20 protein-coding genes are annotated in these 18,614 nt (G+C 41.0%); 8 read left to right on the top strand and 12 right to left on the bottom strand.

What is annotated here, in order from left to right:
* The first annotated feature begins 19 nt into the window (after positions 1 to 19).
* The 8 genes from miaB (at position 20) to VK159_RS18810 (ending at position 7,690) form a co-directional block, all read left to right on the top strand.
* On the top strand, positions 20 to 1,447 hold the full coding sequence (miaB, locus tag VK159_RS18775; RefSeq protein WP_324231707.1) for a tRNA (N6-isopentenyl adenosine(37)-C2)-methylthiotransferase MiaB: 1,428 nt from the start codon (positions 20 to 22) through the stop codon (positions 1,445 to 1,447).
* 4 nt (positions 1,448 to 1,451) lie between these two features.
* The gene (locus VK159_RS18780) at positions 1,452 to 2,702 is read left to right on the top strand and encodes a sigma-54 dependent transcriptional regulator (RefSeq protein WP_324231708.1); all 1,251 of its coding nucleotides are present in this window, start codon (positions 1,452 to 1,454) and stop codon (positions 2,700 to 2,702) included.
* Positions 2,683 to 3,234: an LptE family protein gene (locus VK159_RS18785; RefSeq protein WP_324231709.1), complete on the top strand. Its 552-nt coding sequence runs from the start codon at positions 2,683 to 2,685 to the stop codon at positions 3,232 to 3,234. Before VK159_RS18780 ends, VK159_RS18785 begins: the two co-directional genes overlap by 20 nt.
* A 22-nt stretch (positions 3,235 to 3,256) precedes the next feature.
* Complete coding sequence (locus tag VK159_RS18790) at positions 3,257 to 4,273, top strand: hypothetical protein (RefSeq protein WP_324231710.1); 1,017 nt, start codon at positions 3,257 to 3,259, stop codon at positions 4,271 to 4,273.
* A gap of 3 nt (positions 4,274 to 4,276) precedes the next feature.
* Positions 4,277 to 4,615, top strand: coding sequence for a preprotein translocase subunit SecG (gene secG / locus VK159_RS18795; RefSeq protein WP_324231711.1), 339 nt, complete (start codon positions 4,277 to 4,279; stop codon positions 4,613 to 4,615).
* Positions 4,616 to 4,843: 228 nt separating this feature from the next.
* Positions 4,844 to 5,866 carry an endolytic transglycosylase MltG gene (mltG, locus tag VK159_RS18800; protein WP_324231712.1) on the top strand — a complete coding sequence of 341 codons (1,023 nt, stop codon included), beginning with the start codon at positions 4,844 to 4,846 and terminating at the stop codon, positions 5,864 to 5,866.
* A gap of 127 nt (positions 5,867 to 5,993) precedes the next feature.
* Complete coding sequence (locus VK159_RS18805) at positions 5,994 to 6,968, top strand: YihY/virulence factor BrkB family protein (protein WP_324231713.1); 975 nt, start codon at positions 5,994 to 5,996, stop codon at positions 6,966 to 6,968.
* Positions 6,969 to 7,087: 119 nt separating this feature from the next.
* Entirely contained in the window at positions 7,088 to 7,690 is a 603-nt protein-coding gene (locus VK159_RS18810) for a redoxin family protein (RefSeq protein ID WP_324231714.1), read from the top strand.
* Between the two features lie 51 nt (positions 7,691 to 7,741).
* Here the strand turns inward: VK159_RS18810 and VK159_RS18815 are convergent, their stop codons facing one another.
* The 12 genes from VK159_RS18815 to VK159_RS18870 all read right to left on the bottom strand — a co-directional run bounded on the left by VK159_RS18815 (position 7,742) and on the right by VK159_RS18870 (position 18,457).
* A complete protein-coding gene (locus VK159_RS18815) occupies positions 7,742 to 8,233 on the bottom strand; it encodes a TlpA disulfide reductase family protein (RefSeq protein ID WP_324231715.1) in 492 nt (163 codons plus the stop codon).
* 9 nt (positions 8,234 to 8,242) lie between these two features.
* Positions 8,243 to 8,860 (bottom strand): RNA methyltransferase, encoded by a 618-nt coding sequence (locus tag VK159_RS18820; RefSeq protein ID WP_324231716.1) that lies wholly within the window; start codon positions 8,858 to 8,860, stop codon positions 8,243 to 8,245.
* Between the two features lie 19 nt (positions 8,861 to 8,879).
* Complete coding sequence (locus VK159_RS18825) at positions 8,880 to 9,584, bottom strand: M23 family metallopeptidase (protein ID WP_324231717.1); 705 nt, start codon at positions 9,582 to 9,584, stop codon at positions 8,880 to 8,882.
* Positions 9,571 to 10,212, bottom strand: coding sequence for a murein L,D-transpeptidase catalytic domain-containing protein (locus VK159_RS18830; RefSeq protein ID WP_324231718.1), 642 nt, complete (start codon positions 10,210 to 10,212; stop codon positions 9,571 to 9,573). Before VK159_RS18830 ends, VK159_RS18825 begins: the two co-directional genes overlap by 14 nt.
* 141 nt (positions 10,213 to 10,353) lie before the next feature.
* Positions 10,354 to 11,688 (bottom strand): alpha-L-fucosidase, encoded by a 1,335-nt coding sequence (locus tag VK159_RS18835; RefSeq protein WP_324231719.1) that lies wholly within the window; start codon positions 11,686 to 11,688, stop codon positions 10,354 to 10,356.
* A gap of 87 nt (positions 11,689 to 11,775) precedes the next feature.
* Positions 11,776 to 12,564 (bottom strand): SDR family oxidoreductase, encoded by a 789-nt coding sequence (locus tag VK159_RS18840; RefSeq protein WP_324231720.1) that lies wholly within the window; start codon positions 12,562 to 12,564, stop codon positions 11,776 to 11,778.
* Positions 12,565 to 12,626: 62 nt separating this feature from the next.
* On the bottom strand, positions 12,627 to 13,454 hold the full coding sequence (locus tag VK159_RS18845) for an amidohydrolase family protein (RefSeq protein WP_324231721.1): 828 nt from the start codon (positions 13,452 to 13,454) through the stop codon (positions 12,627 to 12,629).
* Positions 13,454 to 13,792: an L-rhamnose mutarotase gene (locus VK159_RS18850; protein WP_324231722.1), complete on the bottom strand. Its 339-nt coding sequence runs from the start codon at positions 13,790 to 13,792 to the stop codon at positions 13,454 to 13,456. Before VK159_RS18850 ends, VK159_RS18845 begins: the two co-directional genes overlap by 1 nt.
* 6 nt (positions 13,793 to 13,798) lie before the next feature.
* The gene (fucP, locus tag VK159_RS18855; RefSeq protein WP_324231723.1) at positions 13,799 to 15,052 is read right to left on the bottom strand and encodes an L-fucose:H+ symporter permease; all 1,254 of its coding nucleotides are present in this window, start codon (positions 15,050 to 15,052) and stop codon (positions 13,799 to 13,801) included.
* A gap of 81 nt (positions 15,053 to 15,133) precedes the next feature.
* Positions 15,134 to 15,979 carry a fumarylacetoacetate hydrolase family protein gene (locus tag VK159_RS18860; RefSeq protein ID WP_324231724.1) on the bottom strand — a complete coding sequence of 282 codons (846 nt, stop codon included), beginning with the start codon at positions 15,977 to 15,979 and terminating at the stop codon, positions 15,134 to 15,136.
* 36 nt (positions 15,980 to 16,015) lie between these two features.
* A complete protein-coding gene (locus VK159_RS18865; RefSeq protein ID WP_324231725.1) occupies positions 16,016 to 16,792 on the bottom strand; it encodes an SDR family oxidoreductase in 777 nt (258 codons plus the stop codon).
* A gap of 21 nt (positions 16,793 to 16,813) precedes the next feature.
* On the bottom strand, positions 16,814 to 18,457 hold the full coding sequence (locus tag VK159_RS18870; protein WP_324231726.1) for an altronate dehydratase family protein: 1,644 nt from the start codon (positions 18,455 to 18,457) through the stop codon (positions 16,814 to 16,816).
* Between the last annotated feature and the right edge of the window lie 157 nt (positions 18,458 to 18,614).

An 18,614-nucleotide genomic window follows, 5' to 3' on the forward strand; every position in this document is an offset into this window, starting at 1 on the left:
GCTCAATTTGCGAATGACTATGATGGATTTGATGACCGATACCAAAGTTCACGACGAAAACAGGCAGGGTGAAGCCTATGCCCCGTTTGCGAACGATCCCAATCAATACAAAAAGAAATTTTATATCGAAAGTTATGGCTGCCAGATGAATTTCAGCGATAGTGAAATTGTAGCCAGCATCCTCAACAGTGCCGGTTATGGTGCTACACGTGACACTGAAGAAGCTGACCTGGTGCTGCTCAACACCTGTTCCATCCGTGAAAAGGCTGAGCAAACCATCCGCAAACGTTTAACTGAATTCCGTAAAGCCAAAATGCGCCGGCCCGGTTTATTGGTTGGTGTGTTGGGTTGTATGGCAGAGCGTTTAAAAGCAAATTTGCTCGAAGAAGAAAAACTGGTTGATATGGTGGTTGGTCCCGATGCTTACCGCACACTCCCCGGTTTAATTGAAGAAGCAGAAGGCGGGCAAAAAGCAGTGAATGTGTTGTTGAGCCGTGATGAAACCTACGCTGATATTTCTCCAGTACGTTTGGAAAGTAATGGTGTGAGTGCGTTTATATCGATCATGCGTGGTTGCAACAACATGTGCAGCTTTTGCGTGGTACCTTTTACCCGTGGTCGTGAACGCAGCCGTGATGCTAAATCAATTGTAGCAGAAGCACAAGACTTGTTTGATCGTGGTTTCCGGGAAGTGACTTTACTCGGCCAGAATGTGGACAGCTATTATTTTGTTGATGAAAAAAGTAATGAGACTGTTTCGTTCGCCATGCTAATGGAAAGAGTGGCGTTGGTGTCGCCTTTATTACGTGTGCGTTTCTCCACATCACATCCAAAAGATATTACTGATGAAGTGTTGCATACCATGGCGAAGTATGAAAACATCTGCAACTATATTCATCTTCCTGTGCAAAGTGGTAACACACGCATCTTACAGTTGATGAACAGAACATACACACGTGAATGGTATATGAAGAAAGTGGATCGCATCAGGGAAATTATTCCTGATTGCGGCATCAGTTCCGATATCATAACCGGTTTTTGTTCGGAAACGGAAGAAGAACACCAGGATACGTTAAGCATCATGGAGTATAGTAAATACGATTATGGCTATATGTTCTTCTACAGTGAGCGTCCGGGTACATTGGCTGCCCGACGTTACAAAGATGATGTGCCGGAAGATGTGAAGAGAAGACGTTTGCAGGAAATTGTAGATAAACAATATTACTTATCACTTGACAGTAATAAAAGAGATATTGGTCAATCGTTTAAAGTATTGATCGAAGGCGATAGTAAGAAGGATGAGCATAGTTGGATGGGACGCAGTTCGCAAAACAAAGTGATCGTATTCCCGAAAGAAAACTATGAGTTAAAGAAGGGCGACTACGTAATGGTAAAAGTGCACGATTGCACCAAAGGCACATTGCTTGGTACAATTACAAATCAATAACACAATGGATTTACAAAGTATAAAAAACAGGTTTGGAATTATAGGTAACTCACCATCGCTCAATCATGCATTGAATGTGGCGGTGCAGGTGTCCGGTACTGATTTAACGGTATTGATTAACGGAGAAAGTGGTGTTGGTAAAGAAGTTTTTTCGCAGATCATTCATTCTTTATCAACCCGTAAACACAATCCGTTTATTGCCGTTAACTGTGGTGCAATTCCCGAAGGAACGATCGACTCAGAATTGTTCGGTCATGAAAAAGGATCGTTCACGGGTGCAGTAGATGCACGCAAAGGATATTTTGAAACAGTAAATGGCGGCACTATTTTCTTAGATGAAATTGGTGAAATGCCATTGGGCACACAGGCTCGTTTGCTGCGTGTGTTGGAAGCGGGTGAATTTATTCGTGTGGGTTCTTCCAAAGTACAGAAGACAGATGTGCGTGTGATTGCAGCAACTAACAAAGAATTATTTGAGTTTACACAAAACAACAAATTCAGAGAAGATCTGTATTACCGTTTAAATACGGTTCCTATCCGAGTGCCTTCGTTGCGTGACAGAAAAGAAGACATTCCTCTCCTCTTCCGCAAATTCTCCGTTGATTTTGCTGAACGTTATAAAACAACACCGGTGCAGCTGGAAGATGATGCGAAAAATCTGTTAATCAGTTATCCGTTTCCCGGTAATGTGCGGGAATTGAAGAATATTGCAGAACAGATATCCGTTCTTTCTACCAATAAAATTGTAACGGCAAAAGATCTTACCCCTTTTCTGCCTGAAAGAAGTTTTAACCGATTACCGGTATTGGCTCATCAACCTTCAGCAGCAGGCAGTGGTACTGAGTTCGCCAATGAACGTGAAATTCTGTATAAGCTCTTTTTTGATATGAAGCGTGATGTAACAGAGTTGAAGAAAATGTTCCTTGATGTATTGCAGCATGGCGGTGGTTCGGTGCAAATGCCGGGCAACTTTTTTAATGATGCCATGATGAATGAGCATAAGTCGCTGGATATGTCGCAACCCGTAATCAGCAACAACGCTCCCGCTCAACCGGTGATCATTGGTGGCAATGGCGATATCCATGATCATGTTGAAGTGGAAGAAAGTCTCAACATTATGGACAAAGAAAAAGAGTTGATCATTAAAGCGCTGAAGAAACATAAAAGTAAACGTCGTGATGCAGCACTTGATCTCGGCATCAGCGAACGTACATTATACAGAAAACTGAAGGAGTATGATATTGAAGAACTTTAAATATAAGCCGGTAGTGGTTAGTAGTAAGTCGCTGGTGAAAAGCTTTTGGCTATTGACTATTGGCTATTTGCTTTTGGCTTTCTCCTCCTGCTATTCCTTTAAAGATGTTTCTATTCCTGCCGAAGTAAAAACCGTAAAGGTGAATTACATCGAGAACAGGGCAAGAATTGTAAATCCGCAATTAAGTCAACGGTTAACAGATAAGCTTCGTCAGAAAATTGTGAATCAAACACGCTTGTCTCAAACAAACAGTGATGATGCACATTATGATATCAGCGGACAGATCACCGATTATTATGTTACAACTTCGGGTATCTCTAATCAGCAGGCGGCATCAAACCGTTTGAATGTAACTGTTCATCTTGTTTTTAAAAACCGGTTGGATGACAAGAAAAACTTCGAAGCTGATCTTACCCGCAACTTCGATTTCTCTGCAAATGTTCCGTTGAGCCAGGCTGAAGCTTCACTCACTGATCTTATTGTGCAGAATATGACCGACGAAATTTTTAACCGCATTTTCTCCAACTGGTAATATTTTCTATTACCTTGCCCCAATGATGAATGCAGATGTTTTGAATCGATTGCTGCAGCAACCTTCGTTGCTGAAAGAAACAACTGTAGCCGATCTGGAAATGATGGCTTATCAATACCCATGGTTTGGAACTGCACAACTCCTGCTTGCTGCCAGGCAAAAACAAACAGGTTCGCTCAATGCTGATAAGCAGGTGCAGAAAGCAATGATCTATTTCAATCAACCTTTATGGTCGGGTGCTCAACTCAACAGGTTTATTGCAGCAGAAACAGCTACTATCAAAGCAAAACAGGAAACTGAAACAATAATTGAAGTTGAAGAAAAAGAAGCTTTGATTGAAATTGATGAAACAGATGCGTCATTGGATGCAGAAGCAATTGTGGAAGCAGAAGACATCCGTGATGTGAAAGAAGTAAACGTAGTTACTGATGCTTTGCTTGATGCGGAGTATCTGTTGCAGGCAGAAGCAGATAAAGAAGCAGATCAATTTATAAAAGAACTCGATATAGAAGAACAGGCCGAAGCAATGATAGAAGCAGATGCTCAACGTGAAGTTGCTGATTTCATGACAAATGCTGATGCTGAATTGGCCGCTGAAGCAACGATTGGTTCAGATTTTGCAAAAGAAGAACTAATGAATGCAAAAAAAACTGAACCGGTTGAAGAAAAGCCTGTATTTACGTTTGAGCCTTTTCACACAGTTGATTATTTCGCTTCGCAAGGCATTAAACTGCGGGAAGAAAAACTGGAGAACGATCAGCTGGGTAAACAGGTAAAAAGCTTTACGCAATGGCTCCGTTCCATGAAAAAAATCTACGTGGAGGAGAAAAAAGACCTGGACATAACAGATGAGAAAGAAGTGGTTTCTATAGCTACTGAAAGCAACCAGCAAACCGAAGTGGTTACCGAAACCATGGCCGAAGTGCTGGCGAAACAGGGTAAAAAGGCGCAAGCCATTGATTTGTACCGCAAATTAAGTTTGCTGCATCCCGAAAAAAGCGTTTATTTTGCCTCCCGAATTGACGAATTAAAACAATAAACAATGATTTGGTTATTTATCATACTGGTAGTTTTGGCCAGTGCATTATTAGGATTTGTAGTGTTGGTTCAAAACCCAAAAGGTGGTGGTTTAAGTGGCTCAGTTGCCGGTTTCAGCAACCAGTTCATGGGTGTTAAACAAACCACAGATGTGCTTGAAAAAGGTACCTGGTTATTTGCAGCTATTATCGGTGTTCTTTGCCTTGTGTCTTCTTTGTTTATTTCAGATACTGCCGGTTCTACCGGTTCAGGTAACCTGGAAAAAGCAACCAACCAGCCAGTGCAAACTGCTCCTGCACAGAATACTCCACAGCAGGTACCAGCTCCGGCTCCTGCTAAGTAATCGTTTAAAATATTTTCTGAAACCCCGACCATTGCGTCGGGGTTTTTGTTTTATTTTGAATCCGGCAATTGTGCAATGATCAGCTGCATTGGTGTCACATGCCGACGCATTTGGTCGGCATCCCGATATTTATCGTCGGAACGCTTTGGCGATAGAAATTTTACTATGCATGTTATTGGCACAATAATTTCAATAAAACCAATTCTTTGAATAAACCATCCCTCTCACATGAAAAAAGTTATCGGCTATAGTTTTCTTCTTTTATCTCTGGTTGCTTTGTTTTTTGCCTGGAAGTTTTTCGGCAGTGCTACTGCGTTCAGCGAATCAAAAAAATATCTCTACGTCTATACAGGCAATGCTAATCAAAAAGCGGTGATGCAATCGTTAAATGATTCAGGCTTTTTAAAGAATCCCGGGTTGTTTGAAATGGTTGCTGGTCGTTTAGATGTGTGGGAACGTCTTCGCCCCGGTAAATACGAAATTGAAAAAGGAAGCAGTCTGTTTACCCTTGCACGTAAGTTGCGGAATGGTTCGCAGACACCGGTGAATCTTGTGATTACTAAACTGAGAACAAGAAAAGATCTGGCTGCACTCATAGGCCGCAAGTTTGAAACAGATTCTGCAGCTATGCTTGCCTATCTCATCAACAATGATTCGTTACAGAAATTTGGTCTTGATACAAATACGGTGATGACGTCAGTCTTCCCCAATACCTATTCCCTGCTTTGGAACTCCGGTCCGCAGCGCATCTTCCGCAAGTTGCATGAGCAGCGTACAAAATTCTGGACAGCTGAACGAAAACAAAAAGCCGCAGCGCTTGGCTTAACTCCCGAGCAGGTGCACACGATGGCGTCGATTGTTGAAGAAGAAACACTTCGTAACGATGAGAAGCCAACCATTGCCAGCGTTTATCTCAACCGCTTGAAAAAAAATATGAACCTGGGTGCAGATCCTACGGTGAAGTTTGCAATCGGCGATTTCACCATCAAACGGCTTTTGTTCGGTCATATCAATTCAACCGCTTCGTCGCCCTACAATACCTATCGTAACAAAGGATTGCCCCCTGGTCCTATCTGCACCCCGTCTGAAACAACCATTGATGCTGTACTCAATGCTGCACAAACCGATTACCTGTTCTTCTGTGCAAAGCCTAACGGCAACGGCTACCACGCTTTTGCATCAAACGAGACGGATCATTTCAAAAATGCAAAGGCCTATCAGCAATGGCTCGATAGTTTAAATATCAGGTAATCAGGAGATAATCCTTAAAAACGAGTATCCAAAATTTAACCGAAAGAAATGACTGTTTTTAAGGATTATCCTGTGTGATAAAAAAACAATAAATATGAACACACGAAATAAAGTATTTTAGGGTCGCATGACGATTGAACAATTCATTTACCGCTTACCTGTTATACGGACATTGATCCGTTTCAGTAAACGCTTTCGCCCCTTTGGGTTCGAAGGTATTTCGCTGTACGAGGTCAGTCGTTTCTTTGTTCAGCAGATCAAGAAGGGCAGTTTAAATCAGCGGGCAGCAGCTATCTCATTCAACTTTATCATGGCCTTGCCACCGGCCTGTATCTTTTTATTTTCATTGGTTCCCTTGTTCCCTATTGCCGATCAGTTTTACAATGAAGTGAATTCATTTGTTCGGGAAATAACACCTAATGAAGCTACACGTGATGCAGTGGAAAATTTTCTTGCCGATTTTTTTAAACGACCCAAGAACAGTTTGCTCTCTATTGGTTTTATTACCTCGCTATACTTTTCGTCTAATGCAGTGTTGGGGATCATTCATAGCTTTAATCAATCGATCCATGAAAAAGAAAGTAAAGCATTCTTCGCTTATCGTTGGAAAGCTATCCGTTTAACCTTTGTGATCATTCTTATTTTCATCGCCAGTATTTTATTACTCATTACACAAGGTGCATTGTTTAACTGGTTACTGCTGTTGTTAAAGATCGACAGTGTATTTATCAAGTGGCTCATCATTATTGTACGTTGGGTAGTGATCGTTGGGTTGTTTTTTTATTCCATTGCATTCATTTACAAACACGCACCATCGGTTGAGAAGAAATGGAAACTCATCTCACCCGGTTCTATTGTGGCCAGCGCACTCATCATCCTCTTCACCTTCATGTTTTCTTACTGGATCAACAATTTTGCAGCCTACACTATTTATGGATCTATAGGTACCATCCTGATCCTGATGATCTTTGTAAATTTTATTTCACTTGTATTGTTAATTGGTTTCGAGTTGAATCTCAGCATCAAGCTGCTCAAGCGCCAGAGCGATAAAAGGCTCATTGAAGAGATGAGCGGTGCTGAAACCAAAAAAGAACCGTCGTAACTTTAAGCAAACACTTTATTATGAAATATCCAGAAAAATTATCGGGCTAATTTATATCAATAGCGAAAATAATTTTTATGGATATTCTATGTGACAAAAAAACAATTAAAAATAAACACATGAAAAAGTTCCTCTTACCAATTACAGTGCTTATTGCACTTGTTGCCTTTACGGCACTGCCCGATGAGTTGACCATTGGCGCCGCTATTCCCAACGCAACAAAAAAGATGAAAGATATTTCCGGTAAGGAATATTCTTTTGCTGATGTAAAGAAGAAGAATGGATTACTGGTCGTGTTCAGCTGCAATACCTGTCCGTGGGTGGTAAAAAATCAACAGGTTGCAGCAGAGGGATATGGTTATGCGCTCGGCAAAGAAGTTGGCGTGATTGTTTTAAATTCAAATGAAACATCACGTGGTGGCGATGACTCACCTGCACGTATGAAAGAATATGCAGCAGCACAAGGTTATAAATATCCTTATGTCATGGATGATAACAGTGCAATGGCCGATGCATTTGGTGCACGTGTTACACCTGAGTGTTATTTGTTTGATAAGGATATGAAACTGGTTTATCATGGTGCAATTACCGATAATCCAAAAACACCATCAGCAAGTACACGTGATCATTTGAAAGTAGCGATTGATGAAATGGTTAGCGGTAAAGATGTGAGTATGAAAACATCAAAAGCAATGGGCTGTGGTATTAAACGTAAATCATAAACAACGATTCAGTGTAAATAAAAATAAACCCCGCTTATGGCGGGGTTTATTTTATGGATTAATTTGCCCTACTAATAATTTTACTTCTCGTTCCAGATCCTCAGGTTTCATTTCTGCTTCAATAAATTTTCGGTAACCTGTTTTCTTATTGACGAATAAAGTAGCCGGCATCGAACCTGTCCACTTTGGATCAATACGTGGACAAAATTCATCGGGTTTTTCTTCGTCCAGCCAAACGATCTCGGCAGTGTATTTTCGTTTATTGGCAAAGTCACGGATTCGTTTCGGATAATATTCTTCAAAATCAAGACTCACCAATAATAATTTTACATTTTGCTTTTTGTATTTGTTGGTGATGCTGTGGAAGTAAGGAAGCTCAGCAATGCACGGGACGCAGAAAGTTGCCCAGAAATTAATGACCAATACAGAATCGTTTGTATCAGCATATTGCAAGAGATCATCGATCTTCCATCGTTTGATGGGTTGTGCCTGCATAGCAACAGCACAAACCAACAACACAACAATAAGCGTAAAACGTTTCATTGTTTAAAGTTACTGCTCTTCCTGTTTAATAGCATCCAGATCATCGGCCCTAAATCCCCATTCATCCAATAATGTGTTAAATGTATTGTCATCCAATCGTTGCTTATCGTAATGACCTGCATTTTTCTTCTGCCGCATGGCTTCGTAAATACTCACTGCACATGCAACAGAAATATTGAGCGATTGAATAATGCCCATCTGCGGAATAATAAAATTCCCATCAGCCATGGCGATGATTTCTTCACTTACACCTGCATGTTCGTTACCAAATACCAATGCAACACTTTCGGTAAAATCAATATCATGCAAACTCACAGCATCGCTGCTGAGATGTGTGGTGTAGATCTTTTTGTATTTTTTTCGCAGTGCAGTAAAACATTCTTCCGCACTTTCATATTGGTGAACCGTTAACCACTTGGCTGCACTGGAAGAACTTCTTGCCCCCCATTTTTTATGACGGGGAATTTTATTCGTTAACACATAAATTTCCTGGATGCCCACAGCATCGCAGGTACGCATCACTGCAGAAATGTTATGGGGATCAAATACATTTTCCAGTACAACTGTAAGATCGGGCTGTCGTTTATTTAACACCGATAGTAAGCGTTCTCTTCGTTCGGGAGTCATGCAGCGAAATTAAGGGAAATCAGTGCTGTTCGTTTGGCCGACGGTAGCTTCTGTATGGGCGAAGGTATTTTGCACCATTTTTTGTTTGAAAACGGGTACCGATCTGTCGCCAACCACCGGCTTCTGATCGCCAAACAATAAAATGCAGATGAGGAAAGGCACTGTAGCCTGTTTTGCCGCTATAACCAATCAATTGTCCCTGCTTTACCGTATCGCCCACGTTTACTACAGCACCATTGTATTGCAAATGCCAGTAACCTGCACGTGTATTATCATTGTGATTGATGACAATAGAGTTTCCGTATTGACGTAGATTCCTGTCGAGCCCTCCTTTATCGCCATCTTCTTTCACTCTTGCCACTACTCCACCTCTTGCGGCATAAATGGGTGTCCCCCGTTTCATTTTAAAATCAATTGCTGCCCTGTTGCGGTGTGTGAACCTGCTGAAATAGCCTTGTACGATCATATGTTTTTTGCCTGTTTCATAAGGCAAAGAATACACGTAGCTGCTGTCATCTGCAATCCGTCCTTTTTGCAATGCACGGAAGCGAATAGCCTCTGGTTGTTTGTTAACTGCACAACTGCTGAATAGCAGAATCAGTGCAATAGTTGCTATAAGGTACAAGGTTGGTTTGTGCATAGGATACAAAAATAAGAAGAGATTTTTTCGAAGGGTTACCAACCTTTTAAAGACAGGTAATCCTTCGCCGTCATTTCGATTCATAGATCCACAATAGTATCGGCTTTCTTGATTCATTAATAATTGCTTTTAGTTGCTGAAGGAAACCCGGTGAAACGGTTGGGCATCCATCACTCTGGCAAATATCCGACCATACTTCATTTTCAGGAACACAATCATGTGCATGCAATACCACAAAACGTTTAAAGGCATTGTTATTTGTTGAATCGAGGCCATGGAGTTTATAAGCAAGTCCAAACCGACCCATGTATGAATTACCGATCTTATACCTTCCCAATGATGTGCAGCCACAACCCGGTTCATTACCATATTTTCGACCGCTGAGCCAGCGTTCATTACAACGGCCATGTGTAACAACGCCTGATTGAACAACAGAATCATTTTTCAGATCATATACAAAAAAGCGGTTTGATCCTGAACGTATTTTCATATCGATCAGGAAACATACCTGTTGGTTATAACCATTGTTCTTTACGAATTGTTTTGCTGAAATTGTTTTGAAACGAAGTGCATCAGCAATGCTGTTATCTTCTTCGTGTAATAGTTTATTGATCTTCACCACGGGTGATCTGGCATCAGAGCGATTGTTCTCAAAAAACAGAAATAATGCGAGTAAAATAACACATACAAAAAGTGCAGCAGTTACTTTCATTGGCAAAGTTTAAGAGGAAGAGATGCAGCGGTACTGCAAATCCATACGCTTAAACGAAGTATAAAAAAGGAACAGCATCTGCAAAACTCTTTTTCACAAAAGCTTTACAAATGCCGTTCAATTGCAGTCAGATTAAAAATGTTATTGCATCTGCAATTCTAATATGGTATCAACGGCATCCCAGCTGATGCCGTTTAAATAGATAAACGTTCCTTCGGGTTGTTGTTTGAATTTGATGTTTGTCTTTCCATCAAACGAAGTTGCTTTTTTGATCTTTTGTTTTAACTCAGGAATGAAAATGTAATGGCTTTCCTGCTTTTGCAAAATGTGCATATACACGGTTTTGTCTTTTTGTGTAAAGCCACCCCAGCTTTTCGGCGTGGTGATCGCTCCTCTTGTACCATAAACAGTTGCGCCATATTGCTGCAACCATTTACCCATCAACGCCAGTGTATCTGTAAACTCCTGTTGAATCGTTCCATCGGGCATTGGTCCAACATTCAATAAAAAGTTGGCATTGTAGCAGGCTGCCTTTACCATATATTGAATGAGATTCTTTGAAGTTTTATAGTTACGATCGGTGATGTTGAAACCCCAACTGTCGTTCATGGTTTCACATGTTTCCAATGGAAGTTGAGAAACAGATTGTCCGCCGAAACCTGTTGTATTATGACCGGGCAGATCTTTTTCAAATGCCTGGAAATCTTCACCGGGAATCGGTAACAGGTGATGATTGTTGCTGATCAAACACTGCGGTTGCAGACGGTGAATGAGTTCATAAATTTCATCGTAATGCCAGTTCACTTTTGATTTGAGTGTTTTGTCAACATCATTATCCAACTGATCCCAATGTCCATCGAACCAGATACCGGAAATTTCACCGTAGTTGGTAAGTAGTTCTGTAAGCTGTGCTTTCATGAAACGGATATAACTTTCCCAATCACTTTTTTGTTTGCGACCTGTGCCTTTTCCTGTTTTACCTGTTTCGTATTGATAGTCGCTGCGGTACCAATCGAGCAATGAATAATAGCAATAGAGTTTGATGCCTTGTTTATGACATTCATCGGCGAGTTGTTTCAACGCATCTTTGCCGTAGGGAGTTTTAGTAATCTTCCAATCACTCTGATTGGTATCCCAGTTACTGAAACCATCATGATGACGTGTGATGAAGGTGATGTATTTCATGCCCGCTGCTTTTGCAGTAGCAACCCATTTGGCTGCATCAAAATTCTGCGGATTGAAAATATTGATGAGGCGTTGGTATTCCTGTACACGAATATTACGTTGATTCATCACCCATTCACCACTGCCAAGCACACTTGATGCACCCCAATGGATGAACATACCAAACTTATCGTTTTGAAATTCTTCCCTTGCAGCGAGGTTTGTGGCAGAAGGGGTGTACGTCTGTGCAAGAGAAGTACTTGCTATGCTCAGCATTGCACAGCAGTTAAACAGCAATCGAAACAGTTTCATGTTTTATATTTTAAGGATTGATTACAAACAGCAATTGAATAATCATGCGAAATTATATTCCGTCAGACGAGGGCGTCAGACGGGACATTAAGCATTCGCCATCGCTCTGTCGAGATGCACATAGCCTCCGTCTACATAGATCAACTGGCCGGTTGTATGGCTCGACACAGACGATAACAAAAACACCGTCATGTTCGCTATTTCCTCAGCAGTAGTAAAGCGTTGTTCGAACGGTATTTTCGATGTGATCTCTTTTAATTTCTCTTCGGGGTTCGGTAATGTTTTGATCCATTTATCGTACAGCGGTGTATAACATTCGGCTACCACCAATGCATTTACACGAATAGAATATTTCGCCAACTCAACAGCCCACTCTCTTGTCAACGCATTGCGACCGCCGTTTGCTGCAGCATACGCAGATGTATTTCCCTGACCTGTTTCCGCAGTTTTGGATGTAATGTTTACAATACTGCCTTTTGATTTTTTCAATTCCGGTAAGGCGAAATGTGCCATCAAATAATAATGCACAACATTCTTGTGCAGACTTTCCATAAAGCGTTTATAATCGCCATTCTCCAAACCAACACCATCGTTTACACCGGCATTGTTGATGAGCCCGTCAATGCGGTTGAATTTTTCGATCACTGCTTTTACTGCTTTCTCACATTCTTCGGGTTGCGATAATTCAGCTACCACCTGCCATGCTTTACCACCTGCAGCTTCCACTTCTTTTACTGCAAGCAGGTTGTCTGCTTCACTTCTGCCCACAATAACAGGAATGGCTCCTTCTTTTGCCAATACATCTACAATGCCTTTGCCGATACCTTTTGCACCGCCTGTTACGATGACTACTTTATCTGTTAACTGAAGATTCATATTGATGAGTTGTAAGTGATGAATAATGAATGATGTCTGATGTAAGATTTATGATTTCTGAATTAGAGGTTGTAAAATTTGATTGCATTGCTGCTGAAAATTTTTTCCTGATCTTCTGTTGAGTACGAACTGAAATAATCTTTTACCGTTTGCAACCATTTTTTGTAGGATGATGCAACCAGGCAAACAGGCCAGTCGCTGCCGTACATGATGCGGTTGATGCCGAAACTTTCTACCACTACATCAATGTAAGGTTTCAGATCATCCGCCGTCCAGTTTTTCCAGTCTGCTTCTGTAACCATGCCGCTGATCTTGCAATACACATTGCTGTGTTGTGCGAGCTGTTGCATACCTGCTTTCCATTCATCAATCTTTCCATCATTGATATATGGCTTTGCTACATGATCCACAACAAATCGCTGTTGCGGAAATTGTTCAACCAACTGCTGTGCAGCAGGTAGATGTTGTGGAAAGATGAGGATGTCATAGGCAAAACCAAACTGATTAAGTTTGCTGATGCCATTGATAAAATCTTTCTGCAACATGAACGAAGGTTCTTCGCCTTGTAACACATGCCTGAAGCCTTTCAGTTTGTTGAACTGCTGATAATGCTGCAAACGTTCTTCAATATTACTGTCTCGCAGATTAACCCAGCCAACAACGCCTTTAATAAAATCATTGTTTGCGGCCAGTTTTAATAACCAATCTGTTTCGGCTTCTGTCTGGTCGGCCTGCACAGCAATTGTGCCATGCAGTTTATGTTCATTCACAACAACGGCAAGATCGCCTGTTAAAAAATCTTTTCTTATCACCTGCATCTCATCACTGATCCAACTGTAATTCACCGGATCGTATTTCCAGAAATGCTGATGTGTATCAATGATCGTCATTACAAATGTTTTAGGTCAAATATTTTTTTCATCAGCATCCACTTCTCTCCTTTCTTCGCTGTGGGTAATGCCTGCTGGTAATTCCACATCAATGCTTCCCATTCCTGTACCTTTTCATTTGATGCATCAGCGGCTGCTTTCGCTTCAAACGAAAACGAAGCCGTTGTTTCCATGATCATGAACAAACGGTTTTCATATCGGTATATTTCCATGCTGTTAATGCCTGAATCTTTGATCGATGCTTGTATCTCCGGCCAGATTCGTTCATGGTGAGCTTCGTATTCGGCAATAAGCTGCGGATCATTTATTAAATCAACTGTTAAGCAATAACGGGGCATGGTTAATTATTTATCAGTTGAAACAACTTTATGTCCTGTCCATCCAAATAACAGAATAACAACGAAGCAGATTAAAGGTATAATATAACCATGCTGAATATTTCCTGTCCAGTCGCTGATGTTTCCAAAGAACCTCGGAAGAATGGCGCCTCCAACTATTGACATGATGATTAAGCTGCTGCCATATTCGGTGTCACCTTTCAAATCCTTAATACCGAGTGAGAAAATTGTCGGGAACATGATCGACATGAAAAAGCAAATGCCGATTACAGCATATACAGTAATCATTCCTGATGCAAAAATTGCAACCAAACAAAGCAATGTGCTGATAGCGGCATAAAGCGCCAATAATTTTTCCGGCAAAACATATCGCATGAAAAAGGTTCCAAGGAAGCGACCGATCAGGAAAGCAATTCCGCATGCACCTAAATAATCGGCAGCTGTAACCTGTGATAATGAAGCAGACTTCTCAGCATATAAAATAAACAAACTGAAAACTGATACTTGTGCCCCTACATAAAAGAATTGTGCAATTACTGCCCATGTTAAATGTTTGTGTTTAAAGGCATGGAAAATACTCTTGCTTGCAGTATGTGCAGGATCAGTATTCAGTTTTGGTAAATGCGTAATGGCAAATAAAATGGCAACAACTACCAGAACAATTCCAAGGATCATATATGGCATCTTTACTGACGCCGCTTCTGATGCCAATGCCAGCTTTCTGGCAGCGTCACTCATTACACTCAATTCCGCATCTGTATGACCTTTCGTTAAGATTATTCTTGCGCCGATCACCGGGGCCAGAGCAGCAGCTAAGCCATTAAATGATTGTGCAAAGTTGAGTCGTTGTGTAGATGTTTTAGGATCGCCTAATACAGCAGCGTAGGGATTAGCCGCTGTTTCAAGAATTGTTAACCCACATGCAATGATGAATAAGGCAACAAGAAAATAATTGTACGACTGGTAATCTGCCGCAGGTAAAAACATGAACGATCCAAGTGCAAATAAAAGCAAACCTGCAATGATGCCGATCTTGTATCCGAATTTCTTCATGATAAAACCTGCCGGTAATGCCATTACGAAGTACGCAATAAATACAGCTGAATCAATGAGCGTTGATTGGGTTGTTGTTAACGTGAACGATCTTTTCAGATGAGGGATTAATATTGGGTCGAGATTATGTACAAATCCCCATAAGAAAAACAAACTTGTTACTAGTGCAAACGCAAAGAGATACGGCTTATTTTTTTGATCTGTCATTGGGCAATCGTTAAGGTTGGTAAGAGTTGTTATTAAAAAAAGCAACCCCGTCCGACGAGAACGTCTGACGGGGCGAATGATTTATTTCTTAAATGCAATCACAGTTTGTTTCGATGTACCCAAACCGTCAATGCCGAGTTCCATTACATCACCGGGTTTCAGATACACTGGCGGATTCATTCCCAAGCCAACACCTGCGGGTGTGCCGGTAGAAATAATATCACCCGGCAACAAGGTCATGAATTTGCTTACATAAGAAACAAGGAATGGAACATTGAAGATGAGGTTTGATGTTGAACCGTCCTGCATTTTTTCTCCATTCAATGTTAACCATAAACGAAGTGCATGTACATCTTTCACTTCATCTTTTGTAACCAGCCATGGGCCGATGGGTGCAAACGTATCGCAACCTTTACCTTTATCCCATGTGCCGCTTCGCTCCAACTGAAACTCACGTTCGCTGATATCGTTATGCAAACAATAACCTGCTACATAATCCATCGCTTCTGCTTCTTCTACATACGAAGCTTTCCTGCCGATCACAACAGCTAATTCCACTTCCCAATCTGTTTTTACAGAATCACGTGGAATCATCACTTCATCATTCGGACCAACAATAGCTGTAGTTGCTTTAAAGAAGATCACTGGTTCAGGAGGTGGAGTTGCACCGGTTTCTTTTGCATGATCACTATAGTTTAAACCAATACAAACAATTTTTGATGGACGTTTTACCGGACATCCGTAACGATCAACATTTACAACCGGTAATTTAGCAGTTGCAACAAATTGCTCTAATTTTTTCAAACCATCATTTGCAAAGAAGTCTTCATCGTAATCATTTACGTATGCAGACACATCATAGCAAATAGTGCTTAACATTACACCTGGTTTTTCTTTACCGGCTTCTCCAAAACGTATCAGTTTCATTTCTTCAGTTTATATGTTTAAGTGTAGATATTTTGATCAGTTATTCAGTTTAATAAATCCACCATCCAACGGATAATCGCAACCTGTAACAAAACCTGCTTCATCACTACAGAGATACAAGGCCAGGCTTGCAACTTCATCGGTTGTACCCATGCGACCAATCGGCTGACTCTTTGATAATTTGTCGAATATCTCTTCTTCTTTACCCGGGTAGTTCTTTGCAATAAAGCCTTCCACAAATGGTGTAAACACTCGTGCAGGTGAAATACTGTTTACACGAATATTGAATGCGAGATAGTCACGTGCTGCCGAAAGCGTCATACCCAGCACAGCGCCTTTGGTCATGCTATACGCAAAACGATCAGTAATACCTACCGATGCAGCAATCGAACACATATTCAGCACCACACCTTTCTGTTGTGCTTTCATAAACGGAATGATCTCGTGCAGACAATTATAAACACCTTTTACATTGATGTTGAACAAACGGGTAAAATCTTCTTCATTGGTTGAATCTGCTGTGCCAACATGAGCAACACCGGCATTGTTCACCAAAATATCGATGCGTTGATTTTGATCAACAATTTTCTGTGCTGCAGTTTTGATGGCCTGTTGATCGGTAATGTTCAGTATCACCGCTTCTGCCTTACCTCCTGCCTGTTTAATTTCTGCAACGGTTGCAGCTGCTCCTTTTTCGTCAATATCAAAAACAAAAACAAATGCGCCCTGTTTAGCAAACATGGTGGAGATGGCCCGGCCAATACCGCTGCCACCACCTGTAATAATCGCTGTCTTTCCTGTTAATTGAAACATATACTTGAAACAAATAAATCGTTAGAGTGATACACCACGTTTCCATGGAATGAAATCATCCTGGTTCAGTAATACTGCTTTCGGAATTACTTCGCCACTTGCCGCACGGATAACATACTCCAGTATTTCTTCACCCACTTCAGGAATTGTTTTTTCTCCTTCAATGATGCTGCCAGTGTCGATATCAATAATATCGCCCATGCGTTTGGTAAGATTTGAATTGGTTGAAACTTTAATCACCGGACAAACAGGATTACCTGTTGGTGTACCCAAACCGGTTGTAAACAAGATCAACGTTGCACCACTTGCCGCTTTACCTGTTGTTGCTTCCACATCATTACCGGGTGTACACACCAAATTCAAACCTGGTTTTACTGCAGGCTCTGTATAATCGAGTACATCGGTTACAGGTGATGTACCACCTTTCTTACATGCGCCATTGCTTTTAATTGCATCGGTGATCAAGCCATCTTTGATATTACCGGGCGAAGGATTCATATGAAATCCTGAACCTACAGCAAGCGCCTGGTTATTATAGTCGGTCATCAGTTTTATAAACTTGCGTGCAGTTGGTTCGTTTACTGAACGATCAATCAAATCCTGCTCTGCACCACATAACTCAGGAAACTCTGCTAACAATACTTTACCACCTAAACCAACGACAAGATCTGCACAATAACCAACAGCAGGGTTTGCAGAAATGCCACTGAAGCCATCGCTGCCGCCACATTTCACACCCACTACCAATTCAGAAAGCGGTGCTGGTTTACGTTCAATATTGTTTACCTGAATAAGATTTGTAAATGTTTGCTGTATTGCTTCTGCAATCATCTGCGGTTCACTCTTGCTCAACTGTTGTTCGAAGATGAGCACAGGTTTATCAAAATTCGGATTACGTTCGGCCAATGATTTTTCAAAATCACGTACCTGCAGATTTTGACAACCAAGACTGATAACTGTTACACCTGCAACATTCGGATGATCAGCATAAGCAGCTAATAATTTGCCGAGTAATTCTGCATCCTGTCTTGTTCCACCACAACCACCGGGATGATTGAGGAATTTAATGCCATCAATATTTTTAAATACTCGACTGTTGCCATTACCTGATAGAGCCGTAGAAATATTGATCTTAGTAATGTCTTCGCCATTCTTGTAGGCTTCCACTAATTCACGTGTAAAGGTTTTGTATTTACCTGTAACAGCATAACCGAGTTCGTTATGCATCGCTTCTTTAATCACATCAAGGTTTCTGTTTTCGCAAAACACCATCGGAATAAAGATCCAGTAATTAGCAGTACCCACACGACCATCTTTACGATGATACCCCATAAATGTTCTGCTGGCAAATTTTGAAACATCCGGTGCTGTCCATGTAAAGTTCGAACCACGGTAATCGAATTTATCGGTTGCATGTTTGGTATTCTCCGTACTCATCCGGGCGCCTTTTGCAACAGGTTGTGCAATGGTGCCAACCGTTACTCCATACATGATGATCTTTTCGCCGGGTTGCATATCCTGCATAAAAATTTTATGCTTGCCTGCAATATCTTCTGTAAGTATGATGGATTCGCTTTGAAAATTGATGGTTTCTCCTTGCTTCAAATCTTTCAGAGCCACCAGTACATTATCCAACGGATGGACTTTTAACACGTTTTGTTTCATATAGCAAATTGCTTGATCAAAAAAAATGAAAACAACCGCTGTAAAGGTTGTTTTAAGAGAAGTAAAAGTAGGTAAATAGCTGTCGTTTACTTTTACTTTTATTGGCTTTGTCTTGTACTATTTTGGCAACCTGCTGGCATATTTCGTTATTTTGTGT

This window comes from Lacibacter sp. (genome assembly GCF_035299325.1).
In the GTDB taxonomy this organism is placed as follows: domain Bacteria; phylum Bacteroidota; class Bacteroidia; order Chitinophagales; family Chitinophagaceae; genus Lacibacter.

What these genes read in the sequence shown, in the direction of transcription:
- miaB (WP_324231707.1), top strand. Translation starts at nt 20, where the DNA reads ATGATGGATTTGATGACCGATACCAAAGTTCACGACGAAAACAGGCAG.
- VK159_RS18780 (WP_324231708.1), top strand. Translation starts at nt 1,452, where the DNA reads ATGGATTTACAAAGTATAAAAAACAGGTTTGGAATTATAGGTAACTCA.
- VK159_RS18785 (WP_324231709.1), top strand. Translation starts at nt 2,683, where the DNA reads ATGATATTGAAGAACTTTAAATATAAGCCGGTAGTGGTTAGTAGTAAG.
- VK159_RS18790 (WP_324231710.1), top strand. Translation starts at nt 3,257, where the DNA reads ATGATGAATGCAGATGTTTTGAATCGATTGCTGCAGCAACCTTCGTTG.
- secG (WP_324231711.1), top strand. Translation starts at nt 4,277, where the DNA reads ATGATTTGGTTATTTATCATACTGGTAGTTTTGGCCAGTGCATTATTA.
- mltG (WP_324231712.1), top strand. Translation starts at nt 4,844, where the DNA reads ATGAAAAAAGTTATCGGCTATAGTTTTCTTCTTTTATCTCTGGTTGCT.
- VK159_RS18805 (WP_324231713.1), top strand. Translation starts at nt 5,994, where the DNA reads ATGACGATTGAACAATTCATTTACCGCTTACCTGTTATACGGACATTG.
- VK159_RS18810 (WP_324231714.1), top strand. Translation starts at nt 7,088, where the DNA reads ATGAAAAAGTTCCTCTTACCAATTACAGTGCTTATTGCACTTGTTGCC.
- VK159_RS18815 (WP_324231715.1), bottom strand. Translation starts at nt 8,233, where the DNA reads ATGAAACGTTTTACGCTTATTGTTGTGTTGTTGGTTTGTGCTGTTGCT.
- VK159_RS18820 (WP_324231716.1), bottom strand. Translation starts at nt 8,860, where the DNA reads ATGACTCCCGAACGAAGAGAACGCTTACTATCGGTGTTAAATAAACGA.
- VK159_RS18825 (WP_324231717.1), bottom strand. Translation starts at nt 9,584, where the DNA reads ATGAATCGAAATGACGGCGAAGGATTACCTGTCTTTAAAAGGTTGGTA.
- VK159_RS18830 (WP_324231718.1), bottom strand. Translation starts at nt 10,212, where the DNA reads ATGAAAGTAACTGCTGCACTTTTTGTATGTGTTATTTTACTCGCATTA.
- VK159_RS18835 (WP_324231719.1), bottom strand. Translation starts at nt 11,688, where the DNA reads ATGAAACTGTTTCGATTGCTGTTTAACTGCTGTGCAATGCTGAGCATA.
- VK159_RS18840 (WP_324231720.1), bottom strand. Translation starts at nt 12,564, where the DNA reads ATGAATCTTCAGTTAACAGATAAAGTAGTCATCGTAACAGGCGGTGCA.
- VK159_RS18845 (WP_324231721.1), bottom strand. Translation starts at nt 13,454, where the DNA reads ATGACGATCATTGATACACATCAGCATTTCTGGAAATACGATCCGGTG.
- VK159_RS18850 (WP_324231722.1), bottom strand. Translation starts at nt 13,792, where the DNA reads ATGCCCCGTTATTGCTTAACAGTTGATTTAATAAATGATCCGCAGCTT.
- fucP (WP_324231723.1), bottom strand. Translation starts at nt 15,052, where the DNA reads ATGACAGATCAAAAAAATAAGCCGTATCTCTTTGCGTTTGCACTAGTA.
- VK159_RS18860 (WP_324231724.1), bottom strand. Translation starts at nt 15,979, where the DNA reads ATGAAACTGATACGTTTTGGAGAAGCCGGTAAAGAAAAACCAGGTGTA.
- VK159_RS18865 (WP_324231725.1), bottom strand. Translation starts at nt 16,792, where the DNA reads ATGTTTCAATTAACAGGAAAGACAGCGATTATTACAGGTGGTGGCAGC.
- VK159_RS18870 (WP_324231726.1), bottom strand. Translation starts at nt 18,457, where the DNA reads ATGAAACAAAACGTGTTAAAAGTCCATCCGTTGGATAATGTACTGGTG.